The organism is Arthrobacter sp. zg-Y877 (assembly GCF_030373105.1).
In the GTDB taxonomy this organism is placed as follows: Bacteria; Actinomycetota; Actinomycetes; order Actinomycetales; family Micrococcaceae; genus Arthrobacter_B.
The window spans coordinates 654,298-672,150 of the sequence record NZ_JAUCPU010000002.1; the positions used below are offsets into that span (position 1 = coordinate 654,298).

Consider the following 17,853-nt stretch of genomic DNA (forward strand, 5'->3'; position numbering starts at 1 on the left):
CAGGGAAACCAGACCCTGCACAGGGTCCGCAAACCGCAGCGCACCGCCACCCCCTGCGCAACCCGGCAGAGGATTCCCGCAGCCCTTCATCGTGTCTGCGCCAGCGCACGGTACCCTGTGCGGATGGGGAAAAACCGTACGCCAGTTTCCGTTCTTGCCGCCGCTGCCCTGACACTGACCCTGGTGTCCTGCTCGGGAGACAAGCCGTCTCCCGACGACGCCGCAGCAGCCCTCGCACAGGGCCTCAGCGAGATGGACCTGTCGGCGTCGGTCTTTACGGAGGGCGACGCGTCCGAGGTCAACGCAGAACTGGAGCAGCTGGTCGTTGATATGGGCCCGGGCCGCCCGGAAGTCACAGTGGCCGGGATCGACGAAAACGAGGACGACGACGAAGCCGCCTCCGCGCGGCTGGCCTACGACTGGGACGTCAACAATGATTCGTCCCCGGACTGGTCCTACGAAACCACCGCCCAGCTCCGCCGCGGCGAGGATGATAAATGGCTCGTCCAGTGGGAGCCCTCCGTCCTGTTCAGCTCCCTGGTCGACGGCGACCGGCTGGTGCGCACCACAACACCCGGCGGCCGTGCTGACATCGTGGACCGTAACGGGAATCCCCTGATGGGTCTGCAGCCGGTGCTGCGCATCGGCATCAACAAGCCTGATCTCCCCGAGGAACAGCAGGCCTCCTCAGCGGCTGCCCTGGCAAACCTGGTGGGGTTGGACCCCGCTGCGTACACCGCGGCGGTCCAGGGCGCCGGTCCCGAGGCGTTTGTCGAGGCGCTTGTCCAGCGTGCCGAGGCGGACGGCCCGGCAACCGAAGACGGCGTCGCAGCCATCCCGGGGGCACTGGCCCTGCCTGCCCAGCGGATCCTGGCTCCCACCCGGAGCTTTGCCCGCGCCCTTCTCGGCACGGTGGGAGAGGCGACGGCGGAACTCATCGAGGATTCAGACGGCAGGTTGTCCGCCGGGGACCAGACCGGACTCTCCGGGCTTCAGAAACAGTACGACGCACAGCTTCAGGGCAGTCCCGGCGTCCAGATCACGGTGGAGAACGCAGCCGGGACCAATGACACCCTCCATCAGCAGGATCCGCAGCTGGGTACAGCCCTGCACACCACGCTGGATCCCCGGCTGCAGGCTCTGGCCGAAGGCATCCTGGAACAGGAACCCTCGGCGTCCGCCATCGTGGCCATCCAGCCCTCCACCGGGGAAATCCTGACCGCGGCCAATGGGCCGGGCAGCGAAGGCCAGCAGACCGCCCTGCTCGGCCAGTACCCGCCGGGCTCCACCTTCAAGACCGCCACCGCCCTGGCGATGCTGCGCAGCGGCAGTACCCCGGCCAGCACCGTCGACTGCCCCGCCGACCTCACCGTCGACGGCCGGAAATTCAGCAATGTCCCCGGGTATCCGGCCGCTGCCACTGGCGCGGTCCCGCTGCGGACGGCCTTCGCAAACTCCTGCAACACCGCGTTCCTCAATGCCCGGGACACGGTATCGCAGCAGAGCCTCTCGGCTGCCGCCGCCGATCTGGGCATCGGCGTCGAAGCTTCGATCGGAACCGACGCGTTCTTCGGCTCCGTGCCCGCCGAGGCGGAAGGCACCCAGCATGCCGCCTCGTTGATCGGGCAGGGACAGGTATTGGTATCTCCCCTGTCCATGGCGGTTGCCGGTGCCTCCATTGGCAAGGGTGAACGCGTCTCCCCCACCCTGATCCGGCAGTCGACCGGCACTCCGGCACCGGCTGAGGGGTCACCTTCCGCCACGGCTTCACCCACTGCCACGGAATCCACGGCCCCGGGAAACCTCAGCGGCGAAGAGGCTGCCTCCCTGCGGGAGATGATGCGGGCCGTGGTGGCCGAAGGCGGGGTGCAGATGCTGCTGGGCGTCCCCGGAGAGCCCGTGCTGGCCAAGTCCGGCACCGCTGAGTTCGGCAGCCAGGACCCGCCGGAGACCCACGCCTGGGTGCTGGCCATCCAGGGTGACCTCGCAGTTGCGGTGTTCGTGGAGCAGGGCGAGCGGGGCTCGACGTCGGGCGGTCCGCTGATGAAGGCGTTCCTCGAAGGCGCCCAGGGCTAACGGGGCTAGCCGGGCCTACCCGGGTTAACGGGGTTAACGGGGCTAGCCCGGGCCTTACCGGCCGCCGCAGCCGGTCAGGAGGGCCACTGCTGATGCGGCGCCATCCGGCCCACGTATCCGGGCTGACGGTAGGCGCTGCCGGCATACGGCGTCACCTGCCAGGTGTCCGTGGGGACAATGACCTTACCCAACGGCATCAGGGAAATCGGCAGCATCTTCAGGTTGGCGATGCCCAGCGGGATCCCGACAATGCTTACGAACATCGGAATGGCCGTGAGGACGTGTCCGATGGCAATCCAGATCCCGGCCAGCAGCAGCCAAATGACATTGCCCAGCAGGCTGAGCGGACCCGTAAAGCCACCCCGCTCCACCACCGTCCGCCCGAACGGCCAGAGGGCGTAGTTGGCGATCCGGAAGGACGCAATGCCGAACGGAATGGTCACGATCAACAAGCAGCACACCACCCCCGCCAAGGCGTACCCGAGGGCCAGCCAAATACCGCCGAACAGGAGCCAGATGATGTTCAGGATCGCTTTCATGGCTCCATTGTTCTCCACCGGCCCCGCATAAGCCACGGCTTTGCCGCCTGCATACCCGCCCGGCCGCTCCTGCCCTAGACTGTCGCCATGCTGACCAGCGACGAAAGCACCCCGGACCACCTGACCTCCAGCCAGTGCTGGAACTATATCCGGCAGGCGCGGTTCGCCCGGCTTGCCGTAGTTGTCGACGGGCACCCGGAGATTTTTCCGATTAACTTCGCCGTGGACCACGGCACGGTGGTTTTCCGCACCGCGGCGGGAACCAAGTTGGCCGGTGCGCTCTCCGGCAGTCCTGTCGCTTTTGAGATCGACGGTTATGACGACACCCTTTCCTCCGCCTGGAGCGTCGTCCTCAAGGGTGGCGCCACCCTGTTGGAGGACTACGCCGAGGTTATGGACTCCGAGGAACTGCCGTTGTTCCCCTGGCAGTCGGGGACCAAGAACGCGTTCGTCCGCATTGAACCGGAGGTGACGGCCGGACGGCGGTTCCTGATCTCGAACGCCGCACGCCGCAATGTCCTGCGCGGAATGGGGCTTTACACCGAGTAGGTCCCTGCGCCTCCGCCACATAGGCCTCCAACGCAAAAGAGGCACCCCATCCATGTGGATGCGGTGCCTCTTTTGCGGTCGAGCTAAACCCTAGCGGGAACGGCGTTCGTTCGACGCCGGCGCGGTGGCGCGGCGGGGTCCGGCGGCGCGTGCCGGACGGCCGGAGGCAGCACCAGCGGCGCCGCGGGCGGCTCCGCCCGCACGCTGGCCGGTGCCGGCACCTTCGGCGCGCTGGCCGGTGGCCGGACGGCGGTTACGGCCGGATGCGGTGGCAGCCGAAGCACTGTTGCGGCGGCCGTCACCCGAGCGGGCAGGACGCTGCGTCACGTCACCGGCAGCTGCGCGGTCATTGCGTTCGCTGCGGTCGGGACGTTCAGCCGAAACGCGGCCACGGCCGCCTGTGCCGCCGCGTCCACCGGCGCGGGGAGCACCGGTGGACCGGGCTGCACGCTTGCGCTGGGCATTGGCTCCGGTGGAGCGCCCGCCACCCTGCTGCGGGGACTTGGCGGCAAGCTGCGCTGCGCGGACGTGCGGTTCCACGACGGCCGCGCGTTCGCCGACAAGCTTGGCGATGGACGGCGAATTGTGGCTGACCTTCTCGATGGAAACGTCGACGCCGGCAGCCTTCATCAGCTTCGACACCTCGCTCTTCTGCTCCGGGAGGGTCAGCGTCACCACGGTTCCGCTGGATCCGGCGCGGGCCGTACGGCCTGAACGGTGCAGGTAGGCCTTGTGTTCCGTGGGCGGGTCGATGTGGACAACGAGTTCGACGTCGTCCACGTGGACGCCGCGGGCGGCGACGTCGGTGGCTACCAGCACGCGGACGTCGCCGGAAGCGAACTCCGCCAGGTTGCGGTCACGGGCATTCTGGGACAGGTTGCCGTGCAGGTCCACCGTGGGGATGCCGTTGTCCGTGAGGAACTGGGCCATCTTGCGGGCGTGGTGCTTGGTGCGCATGAACATGATGCGGCGGCCCTGGCCACCGGCCAGTTCCTTGACCAGCAGCTTCTTGGCCGTCTGGTCCTGGACCAGCAGCACGTGGTGCTCCATGGTGGACACCGCTGCCTGCGGCTCATCCACGGAGTGCGTCAGCGGGTTGGACAGGTAGCGGCGGACCAGCTTGTCCACGCCGTTGTCCAGGGTGGCGGAGAACAGCATCCGCTGGCCCTTTTCCGGAGTGCGGTCCAGCAGGCGCTGGACAACCGGCAGGAAGCCGAGGTCGGCCATGTGGTCGGCCTCGTCCAGCACGGTGATTTCGACGGACTCGAGGCTGATGACCTTCTGCTTCATCAGGTCTTCGAGGCGGCCGGGGCAGGCGATGACGATGTCGACGCCGGCCTTGAGTGCCTTTTCCTGGCGCTGCTGGGACACGCCGCCGTAAATCACGGTGGTGTTCAGGCCCAGCTCCTTGGCCAGGGGCTCAATGACGTTATTGATCTGTGTGGCCAGCTCGCGGGTCGGTGCCAGGACCAGGCCGAGCGGGCGGTTCGGGCGGCGGCGGTAAGCTGCTTCATTCTCGGCCAGCCGGGCAACCAGCGGAAGGGAGAACGCCAGCGTCTTGCCGGAGCCGGTGCGGCCACGGCCCAGGACGTCACGGCCCTTGAGTGTGTCCGGAAGGGTTTCCACCTGAATGGGGAAGGCCTCGTCGATTCCGGCGGCGGCGAGGGAGGAAACAAGTGCCTTGGGCACACCAAGGGCAGCAAAAGTGGTCATTAAAGACAGGCAACTTTCGGTAAGAGGCCCCCAACGCCGTTTGGGCCGGGGGTTCGCCGAAGAAAAGTCAGACAGTGTCTACCGCACTGAAGCGGGACAAAAGAAAGCGTTCATCGACGCAGGCTGGACTGCTTACACACACCGTTTCCCCCAGGGTTTCGACTCAACGTTTCAACCGGGATTGACAGTGGCAGGACCAACATCTGCCTTCAGTTTACCGTAATGCGCAATCTTTCCTAATCGGCGGCAGGGGCGGCAGTGAAATCCGGACCGGTCCCAGCCGATAGCATTAACGTTAATGACTACTGAACCAGCCCTGCCCGACGCCGCCGAAAACGGGTCCACGGACGCAGCCGCCGACGGCGAGCAGCATTTCCGCGCGCCGGTGTCCTTTGTCCGGCGCGGCTCGCGCCTGCAGGGCCGCCGCCAGCAGGCCTGGGATGAACTCTCGGACCGCTTCGTTGTGGATGTCCCGCGTGATGAAGCAGACACCTCGGTACACCCCGAGTACGTGTTCGACGCCGCTGCCGAGTTCGGGCGCACGGCTCCCCTCGTCGTTGAGATCGGGTCGGGGCTGGGTGAAGCCGTTGCACACGCAGCCGAGCAGAACCCGGACAAGGACTTCCTGGCCGTGGAGGTCTATCTCCCCGGGCTGGCGCAGACGCTGCAGCGGATCGGCCAGAAGGGCCTGACGAATATCCGCGTGGTCCAGGCCAATGCGCCGGAGGTGCTCAGCACCATGCTCCCCGCCGGCTCCGTGGACGAGGTGTGGGTGTTCTTCCCGGACCCCTGGCACAAGACCCGGCACCACAAGCGCCGTCTGGTGAAGGAATCCTTTGCCGAGCTCGTGGCCCGGGTGCTGGTACCCGGCGGCACTTGGCGCCTGGCCACCGACTGGTCCGACTACGCCGTGCAGATGCGCGAAGTGCTTGACGCTTCGGCCTCGTTTGAGAACCTGCACGCCGGTGAGCATGTCGGCGACCAGAGCCCGCTGACCCGCGTGAACCGGGAAGGCCTGGAAAACAAGGCACCCCAGGACGAGGTGGATACCCTCGGCGGCTGGGCCCCCCGCTTTGAGGGCCGGACGCTGACCAGCTTTGAAAACAAGGCCCACGAGGCCGGCCGACTGATTTTCGACCTTGCTTACCGGAGGATCTAACCAAAAAATGACTGAACCGAACGACGCCCGCGTCGGCCTCTACATCGACTTCGACAACATTGTCATCTCGCGCTACCAGCAGCTGCACGGCCGCAACGCCTTCCAGCGCGACGGCATCCGCAACTTTGACCGGACCAGCCGTGAGGCCGACCCCGAGGTAGCCGCCAAGCTCACCGCAGCGACGGTGGACTTCAATGCCATCATCGACTTCGCCGCGTCCTTCGGCACCCTGGTGGTTAACCGTGCCTATGCCGACTGGTCCGTGCCGGTCAACGCGAGCTACCAGCGCCAGCTGATGTCCCGGGCGGTGGACCTCACCCAGCTCTTCACCACCACCACCCGTGGAACCAAGAACGGCGCGGACATCCGTCTCGCCGTGGACGTGGTCGAAGACCTCTTCCGGCTGCCCGACCTCACGCACATCATCATCGTGGCCGGCGATTCCGATTACATCGCCCTCGCGCAGAAGTCCAAGCGCCTCGGCCGCTTTGTGGTCGGCATCGGCGTCGCCGGATCCACCAGCACCTCCCTCGCCGCTGCCTGCGACGAGTTCGAGGACTACGATTCGCTGCCGGGCATCGTAGCCGCTGCTGCTGCTCCCCCTGCGGCCGAATCTTCGGCGGAGAAGGGGCAGGCTCCGGAGCAGGCGGATCCGGCCCCTGCACGCAGGCTCACCACTGTTCCGATGTTCTCGCACACCGGACAGGCTGCATTCGACGAGCCGGAACCCGCCGACGACGTCGACCCGGGTGTCGTCGCGACGGAGCTGCTCGTGCGGGCACTGCAGATCGGCCATGCCAAGGGCGACGCCGACGAGTGGCTCAACACGGGCACGGTCAAGAACCAGATGCGCCGGATGGATCCGGCCTTCAACGAGAAGCCGCTGGGCTTCCGGTCCTTCACCGATTTCCTCTCTTCGCACGGCGACCTGGTGGAACTGGACGACGACGGCCCGCAGCGGCTTATCCGGCTCCGCCCGGACGCCAAAGCCCGCAGCTGATACAGGTGACTGTCTGCCAGGTTCTTTTGCCGCTTCGGCAAAAGAACTTGGCGGACACAGCCTGACGGCACCATCCTGCAGATATGGAATCTCCAAACCCAGCTTCTCCTGACTCAGCACATCCCGCGGACCATAGCGGCACCCCTCAGCCTCCACTGCGGGATCCCGCCGCGGTGGAGGCGCACTGGGACGAGCGTTACGCCGGCAGCGACGGGTTGTGGAGCGGCCAGCCGAATCCCGTCCTCGTCAGTGAAGCCAGCGGGCTTGCGCCCGCACGTGCGCTGGACGTCGGCTGCGGTGAGGGCGCCGACGCCCTCTGGCTGGCCCAACAGGGCTGGGACGTCACCGCACTGGACGTCTCCGGGATTGCGCTCTCCCGGGCCGCCCGCCAGGCCGAACGGATTTCGGTGGAGGTGACCTGGCTGCATTCGGGCCTGGTCGAGGCTGCGCTTCCCCCGGCATCCTTCGAGCTGGTTTCGGCACAGTACCCGGTGCTCCCCCGCACCGAGCAGAACATTGCTGAACAGGCCCTGCTTCAGGCCGTCGCCCCCGGCGGTGTGCTCCTCCTGGTGCACCATGCGCTGCCTGCGGCGCACGGGGCCCAGGACCACGGCGTGGACCTCAGCGAGTATGTACTCCCCGGAGACGTGGCAGCCCTCCTCGATGACGGCTGGCAGGTGGAGGTGGACGAAATCCGCCCGCGGCACGTTTCCGCCGGGGCCGGGACGCACCACAAGGAGGACGTGGTGCTGCGGGCTCGGCGCCTGCACTAGTCGTCTGGCTGCTTTTCCTTCCGAGGGAACCGCCTCTCCGTCTCCCACCCATTGACAGGTGCTGCGCAGCACCGCAGCATGTTGCCGGGCACCGGGGCCCAGTGCCGCAAGCAACGGGAGGGCAGCATGTCAGGCCGTGTATCCATCGACATATTCATGACCCTGGACGGTGTTGCCCAGTCTCCGGGCGGTCCGGAAGAAGACCCGGAGGACGGCTTCGCCTACGGCGGGTGGCAGGCTCCCCTGTTCGACGAAGCAGTTGGGGCGCAGGTGGACGAGGGCATCCACGCCATGGACGCGCTGCTGCTGGGGAGGAAAACCTATGACATTTTTGCGGCGTACTGGCCGGGTCAGCTGGAGGGGACGGATTCGTCGATTGCCCGGAAATTCGATGCCATCCCGAAATACGTGGCGTCCCGGGGAACTCCGGATCTTGGCCGATGGCGGGACTCGCACCTCCTTGGTGGAGACCTGGCGGAGGCGGTGGCAGGCCTACGGGCGCGGCACCGGGAAATCCACGTCATAGGGAGCATCGATTTCGCCCGCACCCTGGTTGCGGGCGGCATGTTCGACTCCCTTAACCTGTGGGTGTATCCAGTCATACTGGGCTCCGGCAAACGCCTGTTTCCTCCGGACGGACCGCCCGCGGAACTGAAACTGCTCGGAGCTTCAGCCGGTTCGGAAAAAGGCGCCGTCCTCCTGCGCTACGGCTGGGCAGGACCGACCCCCGGAACCGGGCTCATGGGCGCCTGAGCCCTCCCGCTGCTATCCCGGTGTACGGCGGAGGGCGGCAACGTTACCCACAGCCAGCGTTCCGGTCCGCACGATATAGGCCTGCAGGCCGAATTCCGTGGAGTGGTGCCCACCGAGAAGCTTCAACGCTTTGGTCCCTGCCGGGACACCCGCCTGCCCCTGGTCGATCATGACGCAGCGCGGCATCCCCTCTCCCAGACGCAGGACCACTCCGTCTCCGAGGGCCAGTTCGGCACCGATCCAGTCGTCCTCGCAGAAGGCAGGCAGCATCCCGGTGTCCAGGACGATGTTGGGGCGGAAACGGCGTTCATCCACCGCCCCACCGGTTAATGCGGAGAGAGCGGCAAGCGAGGAGGTCGACACCAGGTGCAGGGGCGTTTCATCGTGGTGCGGAATGGTGGTTTCGGGCCGCACCATCAGGTCCTGTCCGAAGGCTGCACTCAGGGCCCGGGAGGCAGCGGGATCATCCGCCCGGTAGCGGAGGCCCCCGGGGCTGACGAGCAGGGGAACACCGGAAGCGTCCGCAATACTGGAGGACCACTGCATCAGGCCGGGGACGGGGCGGAAGCGCTGGGTCCGCTTGCCGCTGGCAATGCCGCCGTCGCCGGTATAGACAGCCCACCGGCGGTCGTGCAGCAGCCCCCTGTCGGTCACGGTCGCGGTGCGCAGTGCCTGTCCCGCTGTTGACTTGACGGGGTACCGGTACAGCGCCCGGACCGTGCCTACCGGCGTTTCCTCATATGGCATCCCGGCATTCTGCCACACGGCCACGGTTTCCTGCTGAACCGCGTTCCCCGGCGGGCCTGCGCCTAGAGGGACTGGATGTACCCGTCGTCGGCGTAGTTGTGCTCCGCCGACTTTCCGGCGGGCAGTGCCCGCAGCCGGCTCCGGCGCTCCATCAGCGAGACCAGGCCGAGCTGCTGCACCGCCGCTGCGGCGGATGCGGGCGGCCGCTGCCCCCGGCTGAGGGTCACGACGTCGCCGGCAAGCCCGGCCGCGAAGACGCGGCTGCGGTCCGGGGACCGGCGCTGGGCCTCATCCAGTTCGGTGGAGAGTTCCACGATCCGCTGCCGCAGGCCCGTGACCTGGTTCTGCAGCTCCATGATCCGTTTGATTCCCTCAAGGGAAACGCCCTCCTGGGAGAGTTTCTGGACCTCGCGCAGCAGTTCAATGTCGCGCTGGGAGTAGCGGCGTGCACGGCCCGGGGCCCGGCTGGGCCGGACAATCCCGAGCCGGTCGTATTGCCGGAGGGTCTGGGGATGCATCTCCGCGAGTTCAGCGGCAACGGAGATCACGAAGATAGGCGCATTGACGTCTATGCCCATTGTTCCTCCTTCACTGCTGTTGAAATGGTAGCGCGGGACGTTCATCCTCCGGCGGGCGGACCCGCCCACTAGAGCCGTGCTTTTGCTGCCAATCCGACCCGGGGGTCCTCACCCTTGGTGGCGTCGGCAAAAGCCTCCACGGCCGCCCGGGCATCCTTGTTCAGGTGTGTCGGTACGGCGACGTCGATGGTCACCAGCAGATCGCCGTTGCCCTTGGACGTGTGGACGCCGCGTCCCTTGACCCGCAGGGTGCGTCCCGACGGCGTTCCGGCGGGTACCTTGAGCCGGACGGTGTCCGACGTCAGCGTGGGAACCTCGATCGTGGCCCCCAGTGCGGCCTCGGGGAACGAGACCGGCACGTGGATCCGGATGTTGTTACCCTCACGGACGAAGAAGTCGTGCGGGGTGACGTGGACGGTGACCATCAGGTCTCCGGCGCCGGCGGGGCCGGGCTGGCCCTTGCCGCGGACCCGTATCTTCTGGCCGTCCTTGACCCCGGCGGGAACGCGGACCTCGACGACGTCGCCGTTGGGTTCGCGCAGCCCAATCACGGTTCCGTTGATGGAACCGGCAAAGGAAATGGTGGTGCTGGCGGTACGGTCCGCGCCCTTGGTGGGCGGCGGTGCGCCGAAGCCGCCGCCTCCGAATCCGCTGCCGCCGCCGAAGAGATCGGCGAATTCGGGTGGGATGTTGCTGCCGCCGGCGTTGAAGGTGGTCCGCCGGCTGCCGCCGCGTGCGGTCTGGCCGAACAGGTCACCGAAGATATCCTCGAAGCCCGCCCCGCCGGCTCCGCCGCCACCACCGGGAGCACCGCCGGCAGTGAACCGGGCGCCGCCTCCCATGGCGCGGATGGCGTCGTACTGCTGGCGTTCCTCGGCGTCGGAGAGCACCGAATACGCCTCGGAGAGGTCCTTGAACATCCGTTCCGAGTCGGCATCGCCCTGGTTCTGGTCGGGATGGTATTTCCGCGCCAGTTTCCGGTACGCCTTCTTGATGTCGGCGTCGGACGCATCCTTGGGAACACCCAGAATCTTGTAAAAGTCCTTATCGACCCAATCCTGACTAGCCAATTGGTGTCCCTTCCTCATGTGCGGATCCCGCTGCTTGGCCGAAAAACCCGGCCGCCGGGCCTGCTGCCCCTGCTGCGGGACCTGCCGATGGAAAAAGTGTCCGGGGCCGCTGTACTGCGGCCCCGGACACGGTACTACTACTGTTCCGGAACCGAAACAATCACCTGTGCGGCACGCAGGACCCGGGCACCGGACTTGTAGCCGGCCCTCAGGATCTGCGTGACGGTATCGAACGTGACATCCGCACTCTGCTGCTGGATGAGCGCCTCGTGGATGTTCGGATCGAACTCCACTCCGGTTTCATCGATGCGGCTGAGTCCGTAAGTCTTCAGCGAGTTCTCCAGCTTGGCAGCGATCGCCGCGAAGGGTCCCTCGGCCAGGTCACCGTGCTGGCGCGCGGCGTCGATGTCGTCCAGGACAGGCATCAGGGAGTTCAGTACACCAATAACGGCCATGTCCCTGGCGACGTCGCGGTCACGCTCCACCCGCTTGCGGTAGTTCACGTACTCGGCCTGCAGGCGCAGCAGGTCGTTACGCAGTTCAGCTGCCTCGGGCGAACCGGTGGCGGCCGGCTGCGCCGGCACGTCGGCATTGTTCAGGATCTGCTCCGCCTGGGAGAGTGCATCTCCGTCGGCTCCCGCGGCCGGGGTGGAAGCCGAAGCTTCCTCCCCCGCCGCGGCGCCGTTGGCGGAATCCGCTGCCTCGCCCGGGTCGGGTGTGCCGTTTACCGGCTCTTCACCTTCGGGAGGGTTACCGTGCTCGTTTTCCGCCGGCATGATTACTTCTTTTCTTCGTCGTCGACAACTTCGGCGTCAACGATGTCTTCGTCACCGGCGGCGCTGCCTGCGCCGTCACCGGCCGGAGCACCGTCAGCAGCGCCGGGGGCGCCTTCGGCACCGGCGGCGGAGGCCTGGGCATAGATAGCTTCGCCCAGCTTGGTCTGGGAAGCCTGCAGCTTCTCAAACGCGGTCTTGACCTCGTCGTCGTTGTCGGTGCCCTCGAGCGCCTTCTTCAGCGCGTCGACGTCGCCCTTGACCTCGGTCTTGACGTCTTCGGGCAGCTTGTCGTCATTGTCGGTGAGGAGCTTGTCCACCGAGTAGGCGAGCTGCTCGGCCGAGTTGCGGACGTCTGCGGCCTCGCGGCGCAGCTTGTCTTCGGCTGCGTGCTCTTCGGCTTCGCGCACCATCCGGTCGATGTCTTCCTTGTTGAGGGAGGACCCGCCGGTGATCGTCATGGACTGCTCGGCGCCGGTGCCCTTGTCCTTGGCGGACACGTGCACAATGCCGTTGGCGTCGATGTCGAAGGTGACCTCGATCTGCGGGACGCCGCGCGGAGCCGGCGCAATGCCGGTCAGCTCGAACGTGCCCAGCGGCTTGTTGTCGCGGGTGAACTCGCGTTCGCCCTGGAAGACCTGGATGGCCACGGACGGCTGGTTGTCATCCGCGGTGGTGAAGGTCTCGCTGCGCTTGGTGGGGATGGCCGTGTTGCGCTCGATCAGCTTGGTCATCACACCACCCTTGGTTTCGATGCCCAGGGACAGCGGGGTGACGTCGATGAGCAGCACGTCCTTGCGCTCACCCTTCAGTACACCGGCCTGCAGGGCTGCGCCCACGGCGACAACCTCATCCGGGTTGACGCCCTTGTTCGGCTCCTGGCCGCCGGCCAGTTCCTTCACCAGTTCGGAGACGGCAGGCATACGGGTGGAACCGCCCACGAGGATGATGTGGTCGATGTCGGAAACCTTGATGCCGGCTTCGCTGATGACGTCCTGGAACGGCTTCTTGGTGCGGTCCAGCAGGTCCTTGGTCAGGTCCTGGAACTTGGCACGGGACAGGTGCTCATCCAAGTGGACCGGGCCTTCGGGGGTGACCGAGAGGTACTGCAGGGAGATGTTGGTGGAGGTGGCCGAGGAGAGTTCCTTCTTGGCCTGCTCCGCTGCTTCCTTCAGGCGCTGCAGGGCGATCTTGTCCTTGGACAGATCCGCACCCTTGGCCTTTGCCTGGCTCAGCAGGTAATCAACAATCCGCTGGTCCCAATCGTCGCCGCCGAGGCGGTTGTCACCGGCCGTGGCGCGGACCTGGATGGTGGAGAATTCGTCTTCGTCCTTGCCGACTTCCAGCAGGGAAACGTCGAAGGTGCCGCCGCCGAGGTCGAAGACGAGGATGAGTTCATCTTCCTTGCCCTTGTCCAGGCCGTAGGCCAGGGCAGCCGCGGTGGGCTCGTTGACAATGCGCAGCACGTTCAGGCCGGCAATTTCGCCGGCTTCCTTCGTGGCCTGGCGCTCTGCGTCGTTGAAGTAGGCGGGAACGGTGACCACGGCGTCCGTGACCTTCTCACCGAGGTAGGCCTCGGCGTCGTTCTTCAGCTTCATCAGGATGCGGGCGGAAATCTCCTGGGCAGTGTACTTCTTGCCGTCCACGTCGACGTTCCAGTCGGTGCCCATGTGGCGCTTGACGGAAGCGATGGTCCGGTCAATGTTGTTGACGGCCTGGCGCTTGGCGATCTCGCCAACCAGCACCTCGCCGGACTTGGCGAAGGCCACGACGGACGGAGTGGTGCGGCCGCCTTCGGCGTTGGCGATAACCGTGGGCTCGCCGCCTTCGAGGACCGAGACAACTGAGTTGGTGGTACCGAGGTCAATACCTACTGCACGTGACATATTTGCTTCCTCTTTCTTTGGAGAAACCCGCATCTCGTGGCTTTCCGGCCTGGGCTTCCCTGAAGGAAGCCGCACCGTCAGCCACGTAGAGCAATTGAGCGTTCTGCACTCAACTTTACTCAGCGGTACTTCTTTGTCAACAAACTTGAGCGTTCCCGGCTCAACTTTGCGGCGGTGGGAACTGCGCGGGCCGGTCCGCCGTTCCTTCCGCGCAAACGGCCCGGCGGGCGGTAGGGTCCTGCCATGGCTTCCGAAACCTATTCCCACGGCCACCACCACAGCGTGGTGGACGTCCATGCCGTCCGCACGGCGCAGGACTGTGCCGGGTACCTGCTGCCGGAGTTGGCTCCCGGGATGAGCCTGCTCGACGTCGGGTGCGGGCCGGGGAGCATCACCTCGGACCTTGCGGCACTCACGGCTCCCGGCCCGGTGGTGGGACTGGACTCCTCCGAGGACGTGCTGGTCCAGGCCCGGGAGCTGGCCGCGGGACGGGGGCTGGCCAATGCCTCCTTCGTTGCGGGGAATGTCTACGACCTGGATTTTCCGGACGAAACCTTCGACGTTGTCCATGCGCACCAGGTGCTCCAGCATCTGATGGATCCGGTAGCCGCGCTGCGGGAAATGCGCCGGGTCGCCAAGCCGGGCGGACTGGTGGCGGTGCGCGACGCCGACTTCTCCGGCATGGTCTGGCATCCGCCCACGCCGGAACTGGCGGAATGGATGCGGATCTACCAGCTGATTGCCCGCGGCAACTCCGCCGAGCCCGACGCCGGCAGGCACCTGCTCGCCTGGGCGCTGGAGGCGGGTTTCACTGAAATCACGCCCTCATCGTCCAACTGGCTCTACGCCACACCGGCGGAGCGGAGCTGGCATGCGGACTCCTGGTCCCAACGCGTGCTGCATTCGGCCTTCGGAGAGCAGGCACAGGACCGTGGACTGGCGGACGCGCAGGGGCTGCAGCGGCTCGCGGCCGGCTGGCAGGAGTGGGCCGCCGCCCCGGAGGGCTGGTTCCTGATCCCCTGCGGGGAGCTGCTCCTGAGGGCCTGACCTTTCTGGCTAGGCTTAGGGAATGTTCCGATTCCTGACCGCGTGCCCCGGCGGCACCCGCGATGCCCGCTAGACCCGGCGCTCCCCTGCTCATTGCCGTGGATGGCTTCTCCGGTGCCGGCAAAACCACCCTGGCCACGGAAATCGCCGCCGCCATGACGCGCCGCGGCTCCGTGCAGCTGTTCCATCTGGAGGACATTTATCCCGGCTGGGACGGCCTCGAATCGGGAATGACGTATTACCGCGAGCAGATCCTGCGCCCGCTCGCCGGGAACCGGGCGGCACGCTGGCAGGCCTGGGACTGGGAGGCCGGACGCTACGGGCACTGGCGCACCACCGAGCCGGCCGACGTCGTGGTCTTCGAAGGGGTGGGCGCGGCGCACCGAGAGGCGCGCGCCCTGCTGGACACCGCGGTCTGGGTGGAGGGGGAGGAAACGGTCCGGCGCCGCTGCGCGCTGGCGCGTGACGGCGGAACCTACGCGCCGCACTGGGAACGCTGGGCGGCACAGGAACGCCGCTGGGCGGCCGACGACGACGCCGCCTCCGCCGCGGACCTCACCGTGTCCCTCGTGGGGCCGCAGGGAAACACCGCAACCGCACTGGCCGCGGTCCTCGCCTGCCTCCCTCGCTAGACCCTGCCCGGAAATCCGGCCGGCGGCCGCAGGGAACCGGGTCTGGCGGTCCGCTGGAACGGCTGGACTGGCTGGGCTGGCTGGGCTGGTGGGGACGCGCGGAGTCAAAAACCTACTGCAGGGTGGCCGTCAACCTGGCGACGTTGTCGATGTACCGCTGCCACACCGGCCGGCCCACCCAGTTCTCCAGGATCAGTTCCTTGGACAGCGCCCGGTAGGTGTCCTCGATGCGGCGCATCTGTTCCACAATGGTGCCGTCAAACATCATCACCGACACTTCGAGGTTCAGCGAGAAGGACCGCATGTCCATGTTGCTGGACCCCAGCACGGCCACCTCGTTGTCGATGGTGAAGTGCTTCGCATGCAGCACCAACGGCTTGGGGTACTGGTAAATCCGGACGCCCGCCCGCAACAGCGCCTCATAATAGGAACGCTGCGCGTGGTCCACCAGGAACTGGTCGCCCTTCTCTGACACAAACAGCTCCACGGCCACACCGCGCTGGGCTGCCGTGGTCACCGCGTACAGCAAGGTGTCATCCGGGACGAAGTACGGGCTGGTGATGGAGATGCGGTCGCTGGCCGAATAGATCAGGGACGCGAAGAGGCGCAGGTTGTTTTCCGTGCTGAAGCCGGGACCGCTGGGAACCACCTGGCAGGTGACGTCCCCCGGATCGAAGGACCAGTCGTACAGGTCCAGTTGCTGCTCCAGGTTCTCGTCCGTTTCCGCGTTCCAGTCGGTGGCGAAAACGACGTTGAGCTCATCCACCACGGCACCTTCCACGCGGGCCATCAGCTCGACCCAATTGCGCCCGGACCGGCGGTTGCGGCGCTTGTTGTAGGCCGGTTCCACCAGGTTCTGCGAACCGGTGAAGGCCACCGCACCGTCCACCACGAGGATTTTGCGGTGGTTGCGCAGGTCCGGCCGGCGCCAGCGCCCTTGGAACGGCTCGACCGGGAGCATCCGCCGCCACTGGATATCACTGCTGCGCAGTTCACGCAGCAGCTTCCGGTAGCCGGGAATGCGCAGGGTGCCGATGTGGTCGAACAGGAGGCGGACGGTGACGCCCCGGCCGGCAGCGTCCTTCAGCGCACGGAAGAACCCGCGGGTGACGTCGTCGTACCCCATGATGTAGAACTCCACGTGGACGTACCGCGTGGCCTTTTCCACTTCGCGGGTCATTTCCGTGATGGACTCGTGGTAGTCGCGCTGCAGCTCCACCTTGTTGCCGTCCAGGGTGGGGAAGGACCCCAGCCGGCGGTTCAGTTCGGCCGCATTCAGCACCCACTCGGGGCCACTGTAGTTGGTGCCCTCGGTTTCCAGTTCCTTGGTGTTCTCCCGGACCAGCCGGTTGATTTCCGCCTGCCGCTTCACGCGCTGCTCGGAGAGGCGGTGGTTGCCAAAGAGGGAAAAGAGGATGATGCCGGGAATCGGGAGGAAGAAGATGCACAGCAGCCAGGCCATCGCGGTGGTGGGGCGGCGGTTGCCGGGAACAACACCCAGGGCAATAATCCGGATCGCGTAATCCACCGCCGTCAGAACGACGGCCGTCCATCCGGACAGCTCAACACCGGTCAGAGACCACCACACACTCTTGCTCCTCCCCAAAGCCGCCTTGGAGACAGCTTATCCGCCCGGAGGCTGCTCCCGGGCCTCCGGGATTACGCTGGTGCCATGACTGTTCTGGTTTTCCTGGATTCCGCCTTCCCCGACGGGCGGCCGGCCGACGCCGGTGAGCCGCAGCTGATGATTAATGACCTGGGCGTGACGCGCGGAGACGGGATCTTTGAATCCCTGCTGGCCGTGGATGGGGTTCCCCGCAAGCCTGATGCCCACTTGGACCGGATGGCCTCCTCCGCGCAGTTGCTGGAGCTGGAGATTCCTTCCCGGAAGGCGTGGGAACGGGCCATCGCCACGGCCCTTCAGCTGCATGCTGAGGCGGAGGGCACCGGTGACACCGGCCGGGCAGCCGTGAAGCTCGTGGTGACCCGAGGCGTCGAGGGTGCGGATACGCCCACCGCGTGGGTGCAGGTGACGGCGGCCGCCGATGCCTCCCGGCAGCGTGCTGAGGGCATCAAGGTCCTGCTCCTGGACCGCGGTTACGACAGCCTGGCGGCCGCCCGCGCGCCGTGGCTGCTGCTTGGCGCCAAGACGCTCTCCTATGCCGTGAACATGGCCGCCCTGCGTTACGCGAGGCAGAACGGCGCCGACGACGCGATTTTCACCTCCTCCGACGGCAAGGTCCTCGAAGGGCCCACCTCCACCGTGGTGCTCGCCCGCGAACGCAACGGTGTGCGCACCCTCCTCACCCCGGAGCGGAAGAGCGGCATCCTGGCCGGAACCACGCAGGACGCCCTTTTCAAGGCAGCCGAGGCAGCCGGCTGGGAACTGGGTTACGGACCGCTGGTGCCGGAGGATCTGTTCGCGGCCGACGGCGTCTGGCTGGCCTCCAGCATCCGCCTGCTGGTGCCGGTCCGGTCCATTGACGGGCGGGAGCTGCCGTTTTCCGCTGCTTTGAACAGCGAGCTCACCCGGCTGGCGGACGAAGCGCTCTGACTAG

Annotated in this window: 16 protein-coding genes and 1 pseudogene; 9 read left to right on the forward strand and 8 right to left on the reverse strand. The window is 66.6% G+C overall.

Going from position 1 to position 17,853, the window contains the following annotated elements; genetic code table 11:
* Window positions 1–123 precede the first annotated feature (123 nt).
* The gene (locus tag QNO03_RS07190; protein WP_289602778.1) at window positions 124–2,076 is read left to right on the forward strand and encodes a penicillin-binding transpeptidase domain-containing protein; all 1,953 of its coding nucleotides are present in this window, start codon (window positions 124–126) and stop codon (window positions 2,074–2,076) included.
* Window positions 2,077–2,150: 74 nt separating this feature from the next.
* Here QNO03_RS07190 and QNO03_RS07195 read toward each other — a convergent pair whose 3' ends face one another.
* A complete protein-coding gene (locus QNO03_RS07195) occupies window positions 2,151–2,615 on the reverse strand; it encodes a YccF domain-containing protein (RefSeq protein WP_289602779.1) in 465 nt (154 codons plus the stop codon).
* 87 nt (window positions 2,616–2,702) lie between these two features.
* Here QNO03_RS07195 and QNO03_RS07200 point away from each other — a divergent pair, with 87 nt between their 5' ends.
* Complete coding sequence (locus tag QNO03_RS07200) at window positions 2,703–3,164, forward strand: pyridoxamine 5'-phosphate oxidase family protein (protein WP_229946846.1); 462 nt, start codon at window positions 2,703–2,705, stop codon at window positions 3,162–3,164.
* Between the two features lie 90 nt (window positions 3,165–3,254).
* Here the strand turns inward: QNO03_RS07200 and QNO03_RS07205 are convergent, their stop codons facing one another.
* Window positions 3,255–4,877, reverse strand: a complete 1,623-nt coding sequence (locus QNO03_RS07205) for a DEAD/DEAH box helicase (RefSeq protein WP_229946844.1) — start codon at window positions 4,875–4,877, stop codon at window positions 3,255–3,257.
* Window positions 4,878–5,175: 298 nt separating this feature from the next.
* Here QNO03_RS07205 and trmB point away from each other — a divergent pair, with 298 nt between their 5' ends.
* From trmB to QNO03_RS07225, 4 genes are all read left to right on the forward strand, one after another.
* A complete protein-coding gene (gene trmB, locus QNO03_RS07210) occupies window positions 5,176–6,036 on the forward strand; it encodes a tRNA (guanosine(46)-N7)-methyltransferase TrmB (RefSeq protein ID WP_289602780.1) in 861 nt (286 codons plus the stop codon).
* Between the two features lie 7 nt (window positions 6,037–6,043).
* Complete coding sequence (locus QNO03_RS07215; RefSeq protein WP_229946840.1) at window positions 6,044–7,036, forward strand: NYN domain-containing protein; 993 nt, start codon at window positions 6,044–6,046, stop codon at window positions 7,034–7,036.
* Window positions 7,037–7,119: 83 nt separating this feature from the next.
* Window positions 7,120–7,809, forward strand: coding sequence for a class I SAM-dependent methyltransferase (locus QNO03_RS07220; protein ID WP_289602781.1), 690 nt, complete (start codon window positions 7,120–7,122; stop codon window positions 7,807–7,809).
* 126 nt (window positions 7,810–7,935) lie between these two features.
* Complete coding sequence (locus QNO03_RS07225; RefSeq protein WP_289602782.1) at window positions 7,936–8,562, forward strand: dihydrofolate reductase family protein; 627 nt, start codon at window positions 7,936–7,938, stop codon at window positions 8,560–8,562.
* A gap of 12 nt (window positions 8,563–8,574) precedes the next feature.
* On the opposite strand, the gene QNO03_RS07230 is transcribed toward QNO03_RS07225, so the two are convergent.
* From QNO03_RS07230 to dnaK, 5 genes and pseudogenes are all read right to left on the reverse strand, one after another.
* Complete coding sequence (locus QNO03_RS07230; protein WP_289602783.1) at window positions 8,575–9,309, reverse strand: MOSC domain-containing protein; 735 nt, start codon at window positions 9,307–9,309, stop codon at window positions 8,575–8,577.
* A gap of 176 nt (window positions 9,310–9,485) precedes the next feature.
* Window positions 9,486–9,887: pseudogene (locus QNO03_RS07235) on the reverse strand (heat shock protein transcriptional repressor HspR); the annotation flags it as partial.
* A 68-nt stretch (window positions 9,888–9,955) separates the two neighbouring features.
* Window positions 9,956–10,957 carry a DnaJ C-terminal domain-containing protein gene (locus QNO03_RS07240; RefSeq protein ID WP_229946830.1) on the reverse strand — a complete coding sequence of 334 codons (1,002 nt, stop codon included), beginning with the start codon at window positions 10,955–10,957 and terminating at the stop codon, window positions 9,956–9,958.
* A gap of 137 nt (window positions 10,958–11,094) precedes the next feature.
* Entirely contained in the window at window positions 11,095–11,733 is a 639-nt protein-coding gene (locus QNO03_RS07245; protein WP_229946828.1) for a nucleotide exchange factor GrpE, read from the reverse strand.
* A gap of 2 nt (window positions 11,734–11,735) precedes the next feature.
* Window positions 11,736–13,616: a molecular chaperone DnaK gene (gene dnaK / locus QNO03_RS07250; protein ID WP_229946825.1), complete on the reverse strand. Its 1,881-nt coding sequence runs from the start codon at window positions 13,614–13,616 to the stop codon at window positions 11,736–11,738.
* A 243-nt stretch (window positions 13,617–13,859) separates the two neighbouring features.
* Here dnaK and QNO03_RS07255 point away from each other — a divergent pair, with 243 nt between their 5' ends.
* Window positions 13,860–14,663, forward strand: a complete 804-nt coding sequence (locus tag QNO03_RS07255; protein ID WP_289602784.1) for a methyltransferase domain-containing protein — start codon at window positions 13,860–13,862, stop codon at window positions 14,661–14,663.
* A gap of 62 nt (window positions 14,664–14,725) precedes the next feature.
* Window positions 14,726–15,295, forward strand: a complete 570-nt coding sequence (locus tag QNO03_RS07260) for a nucleoside/nucleotide kinase family protein (RefSeq protein WP_229946821.1) — start codon at window positions 14,726–14,728, stop codon at window positions 15,293–15,295.
* 112 nt (window positions 15,296–15,407) lie between these two features.
* Here QNO03_RS07260 and cls read toward each other — a convergent pair whose 3' ends face one another.
* Window positions 15,408–16,883 carry a cardiolipin synthase gene (gene cls, locus QNO03_RS07265; protein ID WP_502874557.1) on the reverse strand — a complete coding sequence of 492 codons (1,476 nt, stop codon included), beginning with the start codon at window positions 16,881–16,883 and terminating at the stop codon, window positions 15,408–15,410.
* Between the two features lie 84 nt (window positions 16,884–16,967).
* On the opposite strand from cls, the gene QNO03_RS07270 reads away from it, so the two are divergent.
* Window positions 16,968–17,849 (forward strand): aminodeoxychorismate lyase, encoded by an 882-nt coding sequence (locus QNO03_RS07270; protein WP_289602785.1) that lies wholly within the window; start codon window positions 16,968–16,970, stop codon window positions 17,847–17,849.
* Window positions 17,850–17,853 lie beyond the last annotated feature (4 nt).